The sequence below is a fragment of the Anaerovorax odorimutans DSM 5092 genome (assembly GCF_000426305.1).
GTDB lineage: Bacteria > Bacillota > Clostridia > Peptostreptococcales > Anaerovoracaceae > Anaerovorax > Anaerovorax odorimutans.
In genome coordinates this window covers 26,507-43,750 of sequence record NZ_AUFC01000013.1, presented here as the reverse complement: position 1 = coordinate 43,750, position 17,244 = coordinate 26,507, and the positions used below count along the sequence as shown (strand labels likewise).

Annotated in this window: 12 protein-coding genes; all 12 read right to left on the bottom strand. The window is 35.5% G+C overall.

Annotated features, from left to right (window positions below; translation table 11 throughout):
- Nucleotides 1–494: 494 nt before the first annotated feature.
- Nucleotides 495–1,832: an Ig-like domain-containing protein gene (locus K292_RS17770; RefSeq protein WP_051280417.1), complete on the bottom strand. Its 1,338-nt coding sequence runs from the start codon at nt 1,830–1,832 to the stop codon at nt 495–497.
- Between the two features lie 28 nt (nt 1,833–1,860).
- Nucleotides 1,861–2,595, bottom strand: a complete 735-nt coding sequence (locus K292_RS0105875; protein ID WP_027399059.1) for an energy-coupling factor transporter transmembrane component T family protein — start codon at nt 2,593–2,595, stop codon at nt 1,861–1,863.
- Entirely contained in the window at nt 2,585–3,277 is a 693-nt protein-coding gene (locus tag K292_RS0105870) for an energy-coupling factor ABC transporter ATP-binding protein (protein ID WP_027399058.1), read from the bottom strand. Before K292_RS0105870 ends, K292_RS0105875 begins: the two co-directional genes overlap by 11 nt.
- Entirely contained in the window at nt 3,265–3,993 is a 729-nt protein-coding gene (locus K292_RS16155; protein WP_051280415.1) for an energy-coupling factor ABC transporter ATP-binding protein, read from the bottom strand. The genes K292_RS0105870 and K292_RS16155 overlap by 13 nt, the downstream gene beginning before the upstream one ends.
- The gene (locus K292_RS0105860; protein WP_027399057.1) at nt 3,983–4,555 is read right to left on the bottom strand and encodes an ECF transporter S component; all 573 of its coding nucleotides are present in this window, start codon (nt 4,553–4,555) and stop codon (nt 3,983–3,985) included. Before K292_RS0105860 ends, K292_RS16155 begins: the two co-directional genes overlap by 11 nt.
- 84 nt (nt 4,556–4,639) lie before the next feature.
- Nucleotides 4,640–6,106, bottom strand: coding sequence for an S-layer homology domain-containing protein (locus K292_RS0105855; RefSeq protein ID WP_027399056.1), 1,467 nt, complete (start codon nt 6,104–6,106; stop codon nt 4,640–4,642).
- Between the two features lie 14 nt (nt 6,107–6,120).
- A complete protein-coding gene (locus K292_RS0105850; RefSeq protein ID WP_027399055.1) occupies nt 6,121–6,696 on the bottom strand; it encodes a molybdopterin-dependent oxidoreductase in 576 nt (191 codons plus the stop codon).
- Nucleotides 6,697–6,756: 60 nt separating this feature from the next.
- Nucleotides 6,757–8,370 carry a purple acid phosphatase family protein gene (locus tag K292_RS16150; RefSeq protein WP_051280413.1) on the bottom strand — a complete coding sequence of 538 codons (1,614 nt, stop codon included), beginning with the start codon at nt 8,368–8,370 and terminating at the stop codon, nt 6,757–6,759.
- A gap of 31 nt (nt 8,371–8,401) precedes the next feature.
- Nucleotides 8,402–11,893, bottom strand: coding sequence for a cadherin-like beta sandwich domain-containing protein (locus K292_RS0105840; protein WP_027399054.1), 3,492 nt, complete (start codon nt 11,891–11,893; stop codon nt 8,402–8,404).
- A gap of 179 nt (nt 11,894–12,072) precedes the next feature.
- Complete coding sequence (locus K292_RS0105835; RefSeq protein ID WP_027399053.1) at nt 12,073–12,666, bottom strand: hypothetical protein; 594 nt, start codon at nt 12,664–12,666, stop codon at nt 12,073–12,075.
- 55 nt (nt 12,667–12,721) lie between these two features.
- Nucleotides 12,722–15,487, bottom strand: a complete 2,766-nt coding sequence (locus K292_RS0105830; protein ID WP_027399052.1) for an S-layer homology domain-containing protein — start codon at nt 15,485–15,487, stop codon at nt 12,722–12,724.
- Nucleotides 15,488–15,519: 32 nt separating this feature from the next.
- The gene (locus K292_RS0105825) at nt 15,520–17,217 is read right to left on the bottom strand and encodes a chitobiase/beta-hexosaminidase C-terminal domain-containing protein (protein ID WP_027399051.1); all 1,698 of its coding nucleotides are present in this window, start codon (nt 17,215–17,217) and stop codon (nt 15,520–15,522) included.
- Nucleotides 17,218–17,244 lie beyond the last annotated feature (27 nt).

Sequence of the window (17,244 nt, the reverse complement as noted above, 5' to 3'; positions counted from 1 at the left end):
ACTATGATTACAGCATTATAATATCATAGTATCTTTTATATGTCTTTCCCAAAATTTATCTAACTGTTTTGCTTTAATAATTTAGTAAATTTATTTACTATTTACTCTGGAAAATGTAACTAAATGAAAAGCTGCATCTTTTCTTCTTTGATAGTATAGATCTCATCTAATGATGAAAAAATTTGCCGTATTTGAGGCTTTGATAAAAAACTGACTGATATTAATTATTGTATTTTTAAGGTTTTCGGCTATATTAATTTTGAAGGTTACATACTTAATGCTGCAAAATCATTAGTAAGGATACATAATGAAATTATAAGAATTATATTATAATACGGCAATTTTTCATTATTTATTATTTCCTTTTGCTGCTAAACTTTTTATCAGGAACTAATAGTTTTTTTATAATTTAACATATAAATATAAAAAAGTATGTTGCCATGACAACATACTTATAAAAAATTTGCATAATCTATACTTTTTTATAAAATTTATTAGTTTTCCCTTAAATAAATCAAATATTTCTTTACTGCTCCTGCTGTAAACAGCATTATAAATATTGCGGCTATGCAAATGCTTGGAATTTTCGATTCTTTCTGCTTCTGTAAAGGTACTGCATCTGCTGACATCTCATAAATACGCCAAGGCTGAATACCTCCTTGCTTATCGGATGAAATCTTAGTAGAATTAACAGCAGTGAGCAATTTACTTTCTGATAAATCTTTCTTTTCTTCTTTGCTTGATGAATTATCATCCTTTTTTGGTGAATCTATCTTTTCTATAAGTTTAAGCTGTTCACCACTAACCTCTTGGGCATCTTTTTTTGAGCCATCAGTACCGGCAGTTGTAATGCCTGCTTTAGAACTATTCTTCGGACCATTTATAATACAAGTTGCTGCTATATCACCGACTACTGTACTTACCGTAATGGTGGCAGTACCATCTCCAACTACTGAAACAACACCATTTTTATCAACTGTAGCCACATCTGTATCACTGCTGCTCCAATTAACACTTTTTTCTGTGGCATCGTCGGGAGCTACCGTTGCAGTTAGTTGCAACGTGCTGCCTACTTTGAGATTTATATTATTTTGATCTAAAGAAATATTTGAAGGCGGCATACCACCAAGCATTACTTCAATTGAATGTACCCATTTAGCCGACATAGATGCATTATGTTCATTTGTGCCCACTTGACCAAAAAGCAGCCTAAATCTTGTTGAAGTGTCAAAGTTGCTAAAATCCGGAGTATCGGCATACCTTTGCCAATTATCTTTATAAGCCATTATTGTATCTACCTGCACTGCACCGGCTATTGCTTCCGGCGGAGCAGACTGAGTATCATAATTCCATTTTGACGGAAGGTTAGGATAATAGTAACGTGGTGTATCAAACAAATAAGTTTTATCAAGACACTGATACCATCCATTTTCTATATCCGTGGAATAAAAATATAATTTCTGTATTGAATTTATATCAATTCCCGCATCTTCCAATAAATCTGACAGCTTTACACCTTCTGCCGAATCAACGCAGATAGCTGGCAAATTATCAATGTAAGTATAAGCTTGCTGTACCTGCGGAAGTTTATCAAAATCTGTAATTGTATATACCTTTTTTGTATAATAAGGACCACCAAAATAGCCTACCTTTATAGTCAACGTATCTGAAGGAAGACCTGTACTTCCGCAAACTGCTCTTACTTCATTTATATCTGCTGACCACAGTAAGGCAACAAGTAAAGTCACAGCCATAAAAGCAGCAAAAAATTTTCGTATATATGATAAGTTAAAAAAGCCTAGCTTCTTACATACAAAAATGAGTGATTTCATAATATTTCTCCTTATGACCTAATCTATCCTAAAAGCTTTCTTTTATATAAATAACAATAAGTATAAGCGTAACTGAAAAAGATAAGAGCATTACTGAAATATCTAAAGAGGATAATATCAATTTTTTCATATAGGTACGTTTTGGATATACTCTAAATCCTCGACTTTCCATTGAAACAGCCATTTGTCTAGCTTTAATCAATACTCCATAGATTAAAGGAAGAAGCAAATGAATATAAATTTCTATTTTTCTTCCCCATTTTATCTTTTTCAATTCAACTCCTCTTAGCTGTAGTGCAGTAAATGTATTTACTGCTTCATCCCTAAAAAGCGGCAGGAAACGAATAGCTAAAGAGACCATAAAAACCAGTTCATAAGGAAGTTTACATTGTGTCAGTCCCAAAATAAATTCCCTTGAACTGAAAGTTGTAAGTAATAGTACCACTGCGACAAGTATCATTATTCTTAAAGCAACTCCCACTCCTTGTAATAATCCACCACTTGTTAAAATCGTTACATTTCCAATAGTTAAAAGTGAACTGCCACTTCGTATAAATACACATTGGATAAAAAAAAGACTAAAAACCATAAATAAAAAGGGTTTTAGGCTGCCCCATACTGATTTTAAATTAATACGAAAAACAAGCAGCAATAACATAGTTAGTAAAAGCAGGAAAAAAAGCTTGTCTGGCGTATTATAAATAACAGCTAATGAGGAGATACAAACTGCTATAACCATTTTTGTACGAGGATCAAGCTTCATTGCCTAAAACCCCTTTCAATATAACGTCACTTGTAATCTTTCCTTTTTCCATGGTCACAATCCTTTGTGCTAGATCTCCTACAAAATTTTCATCATGACTGACCAATAAAACACCCTTGCCAAGTAGCGCTGCTTTTTTAAGATATTCTTCCAGCTTTTTTTTACGTAAACCATCAAGACCGGTAGTAGGCTCATCAAGTATTAAAAAATCCGAATCATTAGCCAGAACAGCAGCTATGGCGATCCGTTGTTTTTCTCCCTGGCTTAAATGCAGAGGGAAAGTATTCCTATATTTTTTCAGATCAAAATAGTCCAAATAAAAGTCAACCTTTTCCTTTACAAGTTCAGGTTGATAACCCCGATTCCTTAAAGAAAAACCCACTTCTTCACCTACTGAACTGCAAAACAACTGGACTTCAGGATTTTGAAAAACATATCCAATATGCTGACCCACCTGTGCCAGTGTATAATCAGTTACAGCTTGTCCATCTAGGAATATTTCTCCATTGCACGGCTTAATAATCCCCATTATAACCTTTGTAAGAGTAGTTTTCCCACTTCCATTAGAACCAATGAGTGCTGTTATTCCATCTTTTTTAATTTTTAAATTAATTTCAGATAAAACTATCTTTTCTTCATGGGGATAAAAATAACTTACATCTTTTAATTCTATATATGACACGTATTATCCTCTCCGTTTAGATCCCTGAAAGATTTCAGTTTACCATCTTGTAATACCATAATATGATGTACAGATTCAATTGCTTTAATGTCATGCTCAACAGCGATAATAGTTTTACCCATATCACAAAGCATCCTGATTACATCAATAACCCTCATTTTACTCTTTTTATCTAACTGTGACATAACTTCATCCATAATTACTACAGGAGGATCAAGTGCCAGAACCGCCGCTAGTACCACTAAGCTTTTCTCTCCCCCTGAAAGCCTGTGAGGATGCGATTCTCTTAGATATTCAATTCCTAAAAGATTTAATAAATAATCTACCCTTTCTTTGATTTTTTCAGGAGGCAGGCAAAGATTTTCAGGAGCAAATGCAATCTCATCTTCAACTGTAAATGAAAAAAGCTGTGTATCCATATTTTGAAATACAATCCCAACTTCCAAAGCACGTTCTGCTGCATTTATCTTATGTATATCTTTTCCGTTTATGATAACTTCTCCTGTTAATATACCATCCGGATTCATAAGTTCATCTGCTCCACTGATACAAAGGCAAAGGGTACTTTTTCCGCAGCCGCTAAGACCCGTAACTAATGTAAATTCTCCTTTTGGTATACAAAATTCTATATTTTTTAAAACAATAGAACCATTTATTCTATACTGATATGTAAGTCCCCTGATTACTACAGCATTGTTTTTTGTCTCACTCTTCATTCATTTCCCAGCCTTGTTCTTTTAATTTAGATATCTGCTCTATTATTTTATACGCTATTATACCTCCAATACCGCCTGATAAAGCTGCAAGACCTAAACTCAATAACAAAGGGAATAAAGGGAATCGATAATTAGTTAAATTGACCATTAACGTTCCCACAACATTACAAGTCATTCCTGCTGTAAACGAACACATCATGCAGCAAGCTCTGTGCCCAATAAGCAGCATTACAATATCTGCCACAAGTCCCGGCATGGTATAAGTTATTATGCTTAACGCTCCTTGTGATCCGAATAAACCCACAGACATGACCAAAATACCTTGAACCAATCCCATAAGTGTCATTGTGCCTCTTTTTTTAGTTATACCAAATCCCAACACCAGCCACAACATATAAATACCGCCCGTAACCGCACCGGGAGGTATTGGAAGAGGTCCTATAAGAATATGACTCAAAGGTGCAATAATAGGTTTTATTGCGATTCCAAGAGATGATAACATGGCGATAACAATTAAATCAAAAATATTAAATCTGTTCAAATTACTCTGCCAAAAACTCATTTTATTAATTACACCCCTTTAACCTTATATACGCATTTACATGAGAATTTTCTATATAAATTCTTACTCTTTCTGCTTCTTGATTTATGTTTCCTGATTAATATGTTTATATAGACGTGCCATAACAGAAGCAGCCTGTGCACGTGTTAACACTGTTTTAGGACTAAATGTATTTTCATTGGTTCCATTCATCATCTTACGATTAACAACAAGTGCAACGCTTTCCTTTGCCCATGACGAAATATTATCTTGATCATTAAACTTTTGCAAAACTTGATTTGTAATACTCTCCGATACAACTGTACCTGCACTCATTTTTAGAGTTCTTGCCACAATTGTAGCCAATTGTTCCCTTTGAAGTTTATCATCAGGTGCAAAACTAGTATCTCTGTATCCTGTTATCAATCCTTGTTTATTGACTATTACTATATCATCATAATACTTAGAATCTTTAGGGACATCTTTAAAAGAAAGTTCTTCATCTTCATCCTTTTTTAGATTTAAAGCATTTACTAACATTTCTGCCAATTCAGCCCTTGTTATTTGATCGTTTGGTCTGAATTTCATATCTTGAGTGCCTTCAATTATACCTTTACCTGCCAGATAATTTATATCATCTTTTGCCCAATGATTGTCCACATCGGAGAAAAATGTGTCAGTATTATACTGGAAGGTTACAATATCACTGTCTAATTTTCCAAAACCTATAGTCCTTGCTTTGATAGTAGTATTTTCATTAATTGGTATTGGAGCATTTAACGCCGGCTGAAATGTAGGATAGCTTATATTAAAAATACTGCTTCCATAATCCGGATCACTGCCATCTACTGTATAATACATCATAACGTTATCAGGAACATCTTCTTTTTTTATTAAAGAAACTTTTGTTCCCGGTTCAACCTTGCCCGGAGCTATGTCAGGTGTAGGAGCCTCCCATTTATCCGGCTGCTCAGTTGTTACTTCAAGAACACCATTGTTGACTATTTCCTGTATCATTACACAATCCCCCCCTGTAGGTTCATTTGGGGCTCTTTGTCCAAAACATATTCTGCCGTTGGAATCATCTAAACCAATAATAGTTTCAACAGGTACTTTTCCTTTTTCACTCCGAGCAGGAGGCCAGCTAACAACATCCCCCGGTTGTTCGCCATCAGGGAAATAATATCTCTGTTCTTCAAGAAGCTGACTTACTGTAAAATCCACATGAACATACTTACCGCCATTTGGTTTAAATTTCAATAATGTGGCACTATCCTTCAAACCAGCAACATCCAAAATACTTTTAAGTGTAGGGCCTTCTTCATTAAAAACTCTAAGAGCCGGCCAATGATTATACCCTGAGTATGTATACTTTTTCTGAGGAAGCGCTTTCAAATCTGACATTGTAAATTCTACTTCCTTTAAAACTCCATCTCCTTTTACAGTAAGCGCCACAGGTTCAGCTGCATTTACATTTTGTGGAGTAATTGACCATAATGATGCAATTGTAACTGTAATTATAATTAAGCAAATAAAGAGCTTTTTTAACCTAAAATTTTCCGTACTTATCACTTTTTTTATCCTCCTTACTGAAGTTCAAGACTTACAAGCCATTTTGTAAATCTCTGCCCGTATTTATCTCCTGTAACAATCACCTGCATACCACCCTCTTTATTATCTTTTGTCGTTAGCAGCTTGCCATAGTCTTTGTAAACTATATATATATTGTCAGGCTTTTGCACATCTTCCATATCCATAACTTGACTATAATAATCTACCCCTTTTGTAATTATTTTTTTATATTTTAATGTTAAATTGGGATCAATGCTGTTAAGCACTTCATTTAGAGGTGTACCTGTATAAACATGGTCTTCACTTCCATCTTTTTTGCTGTCATCCTTGCTGCTGCTTTTACATCCATTATTACAGCTTGTAAAAACCTTCATTTCTATTTCAGAGCTTGGCAGTTTTTCAATATCATCCAATGTCAATCTGCCAATTACAATATCCCCTGCTTTTATGACAATTGTACCTTCTTTAAAATCATCATTATTACTGCTGAAATACCATGAAACTACAACTATAAGAATAAGAACAACTATTATTAAAATCAGTTTCTTTGCTGATTTTCCACCCTTTTTAACTTTATCAGTATATTCCATGAAATTCATTACCTCTTCTTTTCTTATTGAAAACCTATCTTAAATCTTCAATAAATATATTTAATCACCTGATACTGTAAAGTTGAATTTATGATATGGCATATCAATAGGCACATTTCCCTCATCTAATACAAAGACATCCACAAAGGCTGTACCTTCAGAAATATCCGGCAATGTAAACTGTGCATATGCATCAGCACCATCTGTAGGAACATCTGCATTCACACTTACAACTCCCAAAATTTTACCGCCGCATGTTGATGATGCACCATCTCCGCAGCGAACCTGAACAACAGTCTGCACCTTCTGCGAGCTGCTGCTGTTATTATTAAGATGAACCTTTATCTTAAAATTCCCTTTTGAGGCTACAGAATTAATTTCATTAAAAGAGTTGTCTAAAAGCTTCACACTGCTGACTGCCACTCTTGAATCCATAGTCTTGCCTTTATTAATCACATATTCATCTTTAATTACACCATCCGAGTTTAAACTTGTCAGCTTAAGCATATCACCATCAATACTTATGATTCCGTAAATGTTAGTACCTTCCTCCGATCCATAATATACCTTTTGAATATAATCATGTGTTTCAGGATTAACATAATATTTATCTGTTGAATTTTCCATTACGTATGTAATACCATCTGCTTGATTCTCTTGTATCTTTCCATTCTTTATAGGATAAGTACGCATATACATGTGCTGGTGACCTACAAAGACCATATCAACACCGTTATCTTCTAATATAGGCAGCCATTTTTCCTGAATCATAGCAGCTCTTTCTTTATCTCCGGAATTTCCCGAATTAACACCATAAGGGGGATGATGAAATACAGCAAATTTCCATTTTTTATTACTTTGCTCAAGATCACTGCTTAACCAATCAAGTAAAGGCTGACACTGTACTGAATTTCCCATAGCATTACTGTTCAACACTACAAAATGAGCATTGCCATAATCAAAGGAATAAAATTGCTCTTTATATCCCTCCGGTCCGTTTTGCGGAAGTACCATTGATTTGTAGTAAAGTGCATTATCCTCTGATTCATGATTTCCAAAAGCGGTAAATAGAGGAATATGATCAAAAGTACCCTCAGCTGCTTCATAAAATTTTTCCCATTGTTTTGAACTTGTTGGATCATCTATTAAATCACCGTTAGCAAGTGAAAATTTTATATCCGGGTAATTGGTATAAGCATGCTCCAATAGTTTTTTAAATTCACTGGTATCCTCACCTTCCTGAACATCACCCAAATCCATAAATGTGAATTTTTCTGTGGAGAGAGCTTCTGTTTCAAAACTGAAAGTTTTACTCCATAAGCTTCCATTTCCAACACGATAAACATAAGCAGTTCTCGGTTCCAAATTGTCCAGCTGTACCTCAAAATGATAATATTCGTCATATAAGGTACTGCTTTGGGCAGCTTTTTCCATGGCTCCGCTGAAATTATCAGTCTTTTCACTTTCTTTCATATATTGTACTTTTCCTTCAGATGCCTTTGCCCTCCACGATACTGTCTGCGTTGTCTGTGGACTGGCTGTCCAAGACAGAGCTACTTGATCCGGTAAAGAAGTGTTGTCTGCCATTGCTGTAATTCCGCTTAAAGCCATCAATAAGATAAATACTATTGAAACAGCGGTGAGCCTTTTCAGCAGGCTTTTTTTCTTATTCATAGGGATTTCTCCTCCTTAATATTTTCTTCTATTAATCTACCTTTATCTTTAGAGATTGATTAGCTTCAGCTCTCGGAGCCAGATTATCACCTTTATCCCATGCAAATACATCTACATAAACATGTCCGCTTATGTTTTCAGGCATGGTAAAGTCAGCACTTACTGTACTTCCTTCAAGGGGTACATCAATGTTCTGTTCGCTGCAGCTTATCACATTTCCCCCTCCGGAAGCTTCTGCACCTTCGCCTCCTCGTACCTGTATGATTACATTGCATTTTGTATCCTCACAATAATAGTTATCAATCTTTGCATTTATCTTATATGTTCCATTGGCGGTTACCGAAGTTGCACTTTTTCCTTCTGAATCGTTCAATTCTACATCATGTGCTGAAAAATAGTGACCTGATAAGACATTTACTTTTCCTGCAATTTCCTGCAACTCTGCAAACTCAGTAGAATTAAGAGAAGCTCTATAGTAACAATCCAAGTCACCGCCTCGGTAAATGACAAATCTATCTCCTATGTATACCACATCTTTTGCTTGACTCAAGTATACTTCCTTTTTTTCCCAATTGGAACCCCATATTGATACTGTACCATCTTTCTTCAGAGCATGAATACGCTTTGTGCCACTGGCACTGGCACTATAAACTCTTACTGCTACTATATCATGAAGTCCTGCAGGCATATTCTTTACCACGCTGCTATCATTGCCCCATGCTGCAACTGTACCGTCAGCTTTTAATACAGCAATACATCCAGTAACAACATTAGAAATTGAAACTACATTTCTTAAACCTTCCGGTACATCACAAAGACCATAATCATTGTCACCCCAAATTACAACTGAACCATCTTTTTTAACGGCAATTGCATTCCAGATTTCTGCTCTGATATATGCTACATTATTTAAATCCGAAGGTACATTACACTCACCATGCTCATTTGATCCCCATGCTGCCACTGTACCATCTTCTTTTAGCGCAAGAGCAAATTTACCATCTGAATCTATTGCTATATCTGTAACTCCGTTTAAACCTTCCGGTACATCACAAAGACCATAATAATTTGATCCCCATGCTTTTACAGTGCCGTCTTCTTTTAAAACTAAACAGCAATTATAGCCTCCTAATATTTGTCTAACTCCGCTTAATCCTTCCGGTACAGTACACTGACTCTTATCATTCTTTCCCCAAACTACCACCGTGCTATCTTCCTTTAATGCAATACAGAAATCAGAACTAAAACCTGTCTCTATATTTGTCACTCCTTTTAAGCCTTCTGGTACATTACATAGACCGGTATCAGGGCTTCCCCATGCAACCACCGTACCGTCATCCTTTAACGCCACAAGATTGTTAAGTGTTTCTATTACTTTCTTTACATGATTTAGATTATCAGGCAAATCGTACTGCCCCATAGCTACTGGATATCTGCCCAAATTTTTGTATCTTGTAACGGAACCATCTTGATTTATAAAAATAAAGTTTCCCTCACCAACAACTTTATCTAAAGCATGGGCATATTCACTGTCATTGTAAGCTTTTATAGATTGAGGTATTCCCGGTGATGGTCCGTCATATTCTTCCACATTGACAGTTATAGTGTAAGTTTTAACATCTCCGTTTTCTGCTGTAACTTTTATATCAATATCATTAGCTCCAACGTAAAGGCTTACATTGTATGCTGTACCGTTCTCCCCTTCTTCATCATTTATCGTCATTGATGCTTTTACACTTGAAGTTGTTGCCGTTACTGCTACTTGAGTAACATTATTAGGCAGAACTTCATTAAATTCATAATTGATCACTTCGGAAGTAAAATCCGAGTTCAAGTCATAACCTTCCACAGAAAGACCGCTTAAATCAGCATCATTACTCTTTTCTGTGCCGTCGCCTGCCCTTACAGCTTTTATTGTATACGTTTTTACAGTTCCGTCTTCCGCTGTAACTTTCACAGTTATATTATTATCTCCCACCTTAAGGTCTTTAACTGTGTATGCAGTGCCGCTTTCCGCTGTTTCTTCGTTTACCGTCAATGCGGCTTTTACACTTGAAGTTGTTGCCGTTACTGCTACTTGAGAGACATTATTAGGCAGGCTAATTGCATATTGTGTAACTCCTTTGTCAAATTCAGGACTTAGTTCATAGCTTTCAACATCAAGACCACTTAAATCAGCATCATTGCTCTTTTCTGTGCCGTCGCCTGCTCTTACAGCTTTTATTGTATACGTTTTTACGGTTCCGTCTTCTGCTGTGACTTTTACAGTTATATTATTATCTCCCACCTTAAGGTCTTTAACTGTGTATGCAGTGCCGCTTTCCGCTATTTCTTCGTTTACCGTCAATGCAGCTTTTACACTTGAAGTTGTTGCCGTTACTGCTACTTGAGAGACATTATTAGGCAGGCTAATTGCATATTGTGTAACTCCTTTGTCAAATTTAGGACTTAGGTTATAGTCTAAAGCAGCAAGATCACTTAAATCAGCATCGCTTGACTGCGGCGTTGAATTTGACAATAAATTCAAACCTTCCGGAATATTCTTTAACAGAGTATCTTCACTGCTATAAGCAACTACCTTACCATTAGTTTGCATTATTAGTGCATTACATGTTTGTAGATATTCCGTTGTTACAAAAATTGCTGCCACATTTTCAGCCTCATTTAATTTATTTTTATTTAAATCACTCGGTATTGAACTTCTATAATTTGTAAACTCTTCAATCGATCTATCCTCAAACAATGCCAATGCTAATCTATGTCCCGCTGCTATAGCTTTTACATTTGATTCATTTATAATTTTCTTTTCTTTAGACTTAAGTACACCCCATATTGCTACTGTTCCATCTTTTTTTAATGCTAGCCAAATATTGCCTCCTGAAGTTATATCAACAAAACCTTCGCCGGTGGGTGCACCATTTATTCTGTTGCTTTCTCCCCAGCATGTAACTTTCCCTGATGTATCTAATGCTGCTACCTGAAAATCGTTAATTTCCACGGTTACAACATCAGATAAGTCTGGTACATTTTCTAGTCCGTAATCGCCAGAATGGTTAGATCCCCAAACAACAACTGAACCATCTTTTTTAACGGCAGCAGACATTGAATTCCCTGCAGCTATTGATTTAAATTCTACGTTCTTCAATTCTTCCGGAATTGTATAAGTAACAGTCTCTCCACTTTCATTTAATACACTTCCCCAGCCTACAATTGTCCCGTCTTCTTTTAACGCTAGCGTATTATACGTTCCTGCTGCTATTGCTTTTACATCTGACAAACCTTCCGGTACATCTGCCTGTTTATATATATTGTCTCCCCCCCATGCCACTACTGTTCCATCTGCCTTTACAGCTGCCATATGATTTTCACCTGCAGTCATCCTTGCTCTGTACTTAGCATAATCACTTTGTGCATATGCTTCCGGAGTCTGCGGCAGGGCAGTATCATCTGCCCAAGCTTGGTTCATGGGTATACAAGTTAGAAACATGGTAAAGCAAATAATATATGATATTATTTTTTTCACGTAATTAACCTCCCTTTTCTTATTTCATTATTGATTTTCAAATATTATAATTAATATTATATTTTATCTATGTATTACGCAGGCAAGCTGCTGATTTTTACTTGTCTTAAATTTATTAATAAATATTGGGTCGCAGCAAATTTGAATTAATTTACTCTATACTCTTTGTTCTTTTTATCTTACTGAACATATAATGTAATTGTTGCTGTGTTCTTAATAAAATTCGCAATTACATAATCAGTAAAGCTAGTCTGTCCATAAAAATCTCTAAGAGTATTACTTGTACTTAATGTATTGTCAGCTGCGTTTAATCCTGACGTATAGCTTGTAGCAAGTATAGCTTTTGTTGTACCACCAAAACTATGATCAGTGTTATACCAAGATCTTGATGCTAACAAATCATCTTTTGAAATTTCAATTGATGTATCAGAAGCAATGATTTCCACATCTTCAACATCATTTAGTGATACACCTGAACCAGATAAAGCTTTAGTAAAAATCTCCTGAAGTTCAGGACCCTTTGCAGTATAATACTGATAAGTATTATGGCATGTAATAGATGAATAATTATGTTTTGCAATTGTTGTAAACTCGCTTGTATCATTCAAATCTGTAAGGTCATATGTTGCTACCAAAGTATCGGTATCAGCACTTATATCATGCACGTAAATTGCAACTGAATCTGTATCAGCAAAAGCTGTTATGCTGAACATCCCCACAACTAATACCATTACAACTAACATTCTCAGTAATTTATTATTTTTTAATCCCATTTTAAGTACCTCCTAAAATTCCTTTCGTCCTGCTGCGACCCAAGACATTTTACTTTTAACTCATAAAATCAATATATATAAGAAATCTCTTTAAAATGGCTGCACTTTGCGCTCTGTCTGCATAAGACTTCGGAGAAAAACTATCCGCCGCCATTCCTTTTATGATTCCTGCATTTATAGCTAATGCCACATCTTCCTTAGCCCAAGATGAAATATTTGTATTATCTTTGAGATCTTTAAGAATCTTTGCCTGTTCACTCTCCGATAAAGTTGTACTTTGACCTGCCACAACTGCCGCACGTGCAATCATAACTGTCATTTCTTCCCTTGTAATATTTTTGTTAGGTTTAAATTCATCCTTGGAATAACCTGTAATAATATTTTCTTTTGCAGCTGCAGCAACACTTCCTGCATACCATGCATCAACAGCCACATCTTTATATTGACCTTCTTTTAATGTTACTTCCTCTAAACCTAAAGCTCGTGCAAGAAGGGCTGCAAATTCTGCTCTTGTCACATTGCTTTTCGGTGCATATGAGGTATCACTCTTACCTGTTATAAGCATTTTGGATGCCAGCAATTCTATATCTTCTTTTGCCCAGTTATTTTTAATATCTTCAAAAGATTTATCAGATTGTAAAACTGTATATAAGCTGTTGCTTCTGCTTAATATTACAGCATGCTTTTTATTGTTTTTAGTTTCAAATCTGGTTGGAACAGGTGTAAAGCTGCCTTTTTCTTCATTCCAACGTACACCTATAGCCCTATTGATGTTTACATCACTACTTAACAAAATATATCTTTCCACATAATTACCGTTAAAGTAGCTGAGTTCTTTCTTTTTACTTTGAGAATCCCATATTTCTACACTAAACTCTATAGGGTCAGTCAACATTTGCTGTCCATTTTTCACTTTAGCTGCAAGTTTGTTTTTGACTTCTGCATCTTCTTTAGAAATTACTATATTTAATTTTAAATCATCAGATTTAACACCTAATTCAGCTGCTATTTTATCTATATCTATAGTACTTAATGGTAATGTATAGCCACCATTTTGACTATCCAATCCTATGAATAATTCTTTTTCTTTAGCTTTTTTAATGTTGGAAGAAGAAATCTCTAACCTCACTTTATCTGCACTACTATCTGAAGCAATTGCCAATCGGCTTCCCTTCTTCGCATTAGTAATATCATTCACAACACCGGTAAGTAAAGTAATTTTTTCCTCACTGCGACCGTTACCCAAATTTGAAGATTCTCTTTTAATATTTGATTCATCAACTTTCTTTTCAGGTATTGGAGTTTTATCAGTTGAACCCGGTACTGTAAATTCATATGTAATCACATCACTGTTTGTTTTGCCTCTTCCTACTACCATTGCTTTTACAGTAGTATTATTATTTGTAACGATAGGATCGTATTTCCCAACGTCTGCTCCACATCCATGAGGATTGAAAATTGTGCTGTTAAGATCGGGAGTGCTGCCATCTGTGGTATAATAAATTTTTCCACCTGAATCACATTCAAGATAAACTTTAGATTGGCTTTCCACCTGACCTCCCTTTGTTTCAACTTTTGTTTCTGAATCTTTGGTTGTTATTTTTGCTGTAGGCTCGTCCCATTGCTTTGGGCTATCCGTGGTTACGGTAATAGTTTTTAAATACTTTACAAAAGAAAATAGTGTCTGATCTGTTTCTGCCCGCTGTCCAAAACATAAAACCGGCGTTTCATCAGTTGACAAATTATTGAAATTTGAAGTTCTCTCCGCCCTTTCCAATGCAACTAATGCTCCTACTCTTTCTTTACCGGGAAAGACATAGCGACTTTGATTTAACAATTCATCCACCGTAAAATCAGCAGTATATCCATCAGTTGCTTTAAAAGAAATCATTTTTGCTTGACTTTTTAATCCAGCCTTGTCCAATAAATCGGTAAGCAAAACTCCTTTAGCTGCTACTTTTAAGTCCTCCGGTAAATCGCTTGTTACTGAGAAAACAGTTTTTTCCTGACTCATTGCTTCAAGCTGACTCAATGAAAAAGAAACTTCATTTTTTACACCATTTCCTTTAATAGTTAAGACAGTAGGACCAGTGGGATCATCTGGATTTCCAGGATTTCCCGAATCACCTGAGTCACCAGGATTTCCCGAATCACCGCTTCCTGATGAATCTACTTTAAAAATATCTTTTGTAATGCTTGTCATACCGTAAGCATTGAGATTTATTTTACATTGCCCTGAAACTGTATTATCAGGCAAGCTGAACTTTGTTGTAAATGCTCCATTCTCAATAGATGGCTGATCCACAAAAATTCTGCCACCTTCACTATTACGAACACAAAGGGTAAAAGAATCAACATTTGCTGCTATACCGGTTATTTCTACTTCCTCTCCCGGCTTATATTCTTTGCTTGCTACGTTATCATCAATGCTGAGATAAGCTTCTGTTGAGCTACTTACAATAAAATTTCTTTTAGAATCATATAAACCAATACTGCCTACAATAAGTGTATACTTACCTTCATCTGCATTTGAATCAAGAGTAAATTTCTCACTAAAGCTTCCGCTTTTTACCTTAGGCTGTGCTGCAAATACTAATTCATTCTTAGTATTTTTAACCTTCAAAGCAACTTCACTTAATCCAGATGCTTCGCCGCTTATTTCAATTGTATCACCGGGTTTGTATACTTGATTAACAGTAGGATTACTCAGAATTACATTTATAGCAGTATCAGCATAGTTTATTCCCGTCATTGAAAATAAGGTCACTAAAATCAAAATAATATATAAAATCTTATTATTCTTGAACTTTAAAAGGTTCATTTCTTTCTCCTTTCCTTTCAAAGAAGTAAAATTTATTCTATGTTAAAGCTAAGGTCATGACTGGCTTTACCAAGGCTTTTTCCATCTACTGCATTATTCCAGACAAGAACATCCACATATACATTTCCACTTAATCCTGACGGCATGGTGAATTCAGCCAAAGCTTTACCTCCATTTACAGGTACCTTTGTCTGCATAGCAACATATCCTATGGTCTTACCTCCGTTAAGTGCTGTTGCCTCATCTCCGTTTCGTACCTGAAATATTAATAATGCATCCTTTACATAGTCTACATTGTTAGCAAACATTGCTTCGATACGATAACATCCGCCGGCTGCTACTGAAGAAATATTATTACCTGCTTTATTTATTAACCTGACACTGTTTATCGTAATTTCATCATCAACGCTTACCAACTTTATAGTTGTAATATTTTTTAACCTGTTATCTTCTGAAATACTGTTACTGTAATTTCGCAATATCTGAATATATGAGGTTGCCTCTCCTGCTTCATCTTCCACTGCAGCACCGTTAACTTCATATGCCAATAAACACTTGTGATTCTTCACTTCCGCTACTGTTCCTCCGTCATATTCTTTTCCGTCTGTGCTTATATATTTCACCTTCCATCTGTCAGAAACTGAAAATTTATTGAGAAGTGTCTCTAAAAATACTCCTTTTCCATTTAATTCAACGATTTTTTCCGATTCTAAAGTTTTATAAGTGCCTGTTTCAGGAGTCATTTGTTTCAAAGTTTCCAAAGCATATTTAGTAGTATCAATCAATCCCTCTCCTTCGATAGTACATGCCAATTCTCCTAAATTATATTCATAGGTCGCTACATCACTATCCAACTTTCCAAGACCTATAGTCCTAGTCTTAATAGTCACATCTTCAGTAATTGGGATTGGAGCATTTAGCGCAGGCTGAAAATAAGGATAACTGATATTCGCTATATTACTCTTCACAGTTGGTTCACTTCCATCTAACGTGTAATACACTAAAGCACCATAGGGTGTTCCGTCTCCATGCTGCAGCTTCACCTTTGTACCCGGCACAACAGTTCCAGACTCAATAGAAGCATGTGGAGCATCCCATTTTTTAGGAGTCTGGGTCATAACTTTAATTTTAGCGCCGAGCAGCCCATTCATCTGTTCACTCTTACAGGCTGTTGGTTCTAATGGAGATCTTTGTCCGTAGCAAAGCTTGCCATCCTCCAAAGTAATCTCTTTCTCATTTTGATCTTTATAGCTAAGTCCTAATATAGTGGGAACAATCTTTTTTCCTTCTTCTGTACGTTTAGGAGGCCATTCCACCAAATCTCCCGTAGTACCATCAGGATAATAATACCTTTCATCTTTTAATAATTCTTTTACAGTATAATCTGCATATCCTCCGCTTGCTGTTTCAAATTTAATTATAGTAGCATTATCCTTTAATCTTGCCACAGCCAAAATAGATTGAAGTGTTGGTCCTGTCGTATCTTTAAAAACCTGAAGAGACGGCCAATGATTATATCCTGAATATGTGTAAGTAACCTGCGGCAATGCTTTAAGCTCAGCCAAAGTAATGTCCACGGTTTTTTCTACGCCATCTCCGGAAATAGTCAAAACTATATCATCGTCATTAAATTCAGTATCAGCATATGTAAAATTCCCGGGAATTATAGATATCATACTTATGATTACCATTACGCAAATCAGTACTTTTATTAGATTTGACTTTTTCATTTAAATTCACCTCTTTGCTTTCTGTTT

Excerpts from the sequence above, each read along its gene's own strand:
- K292_RS0105830 (WP_027399052.1), bottom strand. The coding sequence starts at position 15,487 with ATGAACCTTTTAAAGTTCAAGAATAATAAGATTTTATATATTATTTTG.
- K292_RS0105850 (WP_027399055.1), bottom strand. The coding sequence starts at position 6,696 with ATGGAATATACTGATAAAGTTAAAAAGGGTGGAAAATCAGCAAAGAAA.
- K292_RS16150 (WP_051280413.1), bottom strand. The coding sequence starts at position 8,370 with ATGAATAAGAAAAAAAGCCTGCTGAAAAGGCTCACCGCTGTTTCAATA.
- K292_RS0105875 (WP_027399059.1), bottom strand. The coding sequence starts at position 2,595 with ATGAAGCTTGATCCTCGTACAAAAATGGTTATAGCAGTTTGTATCTCC.
- K292_RS0105835 (WP_027399053.1), bottom strand. The coding sequence starts at position 12,666 with ATGGGATTAAAAAATAATAAATTACTGAGAATGTTAGTTGTAATGGTA.
- K292_RS16155 (WP_051280415.1), bottom strand. The coding sequence starts at position 3,993 with ATGAAGAGTGAGACAAAAAACAATGCTGTAGTAATCAGGGGACTTACA.
- K292_RS0105825 (WP_027399051.1), bottom strand. The coding sequence starts at position 17,217 with ATGAAAAAGTCAAATCTAATAAAAGTACTGATTTGCGTAATGGTAATC.
- K292_RS17770 (WP_051280417.1), bottom strand. The coding sequence starts at position 1,832 with ATGAAATCACTCATTTTTGTATGTAAGAAGCTAGGCTTTTTTAACTTA.
- K292_RS0105860 (WP_027399057.1), bottom strand. The coding sequence starts at position 4,555 with ATGAGTTTTTGGCAGAGTAATTTGAACAGATTTAATATTTTTGATTTA.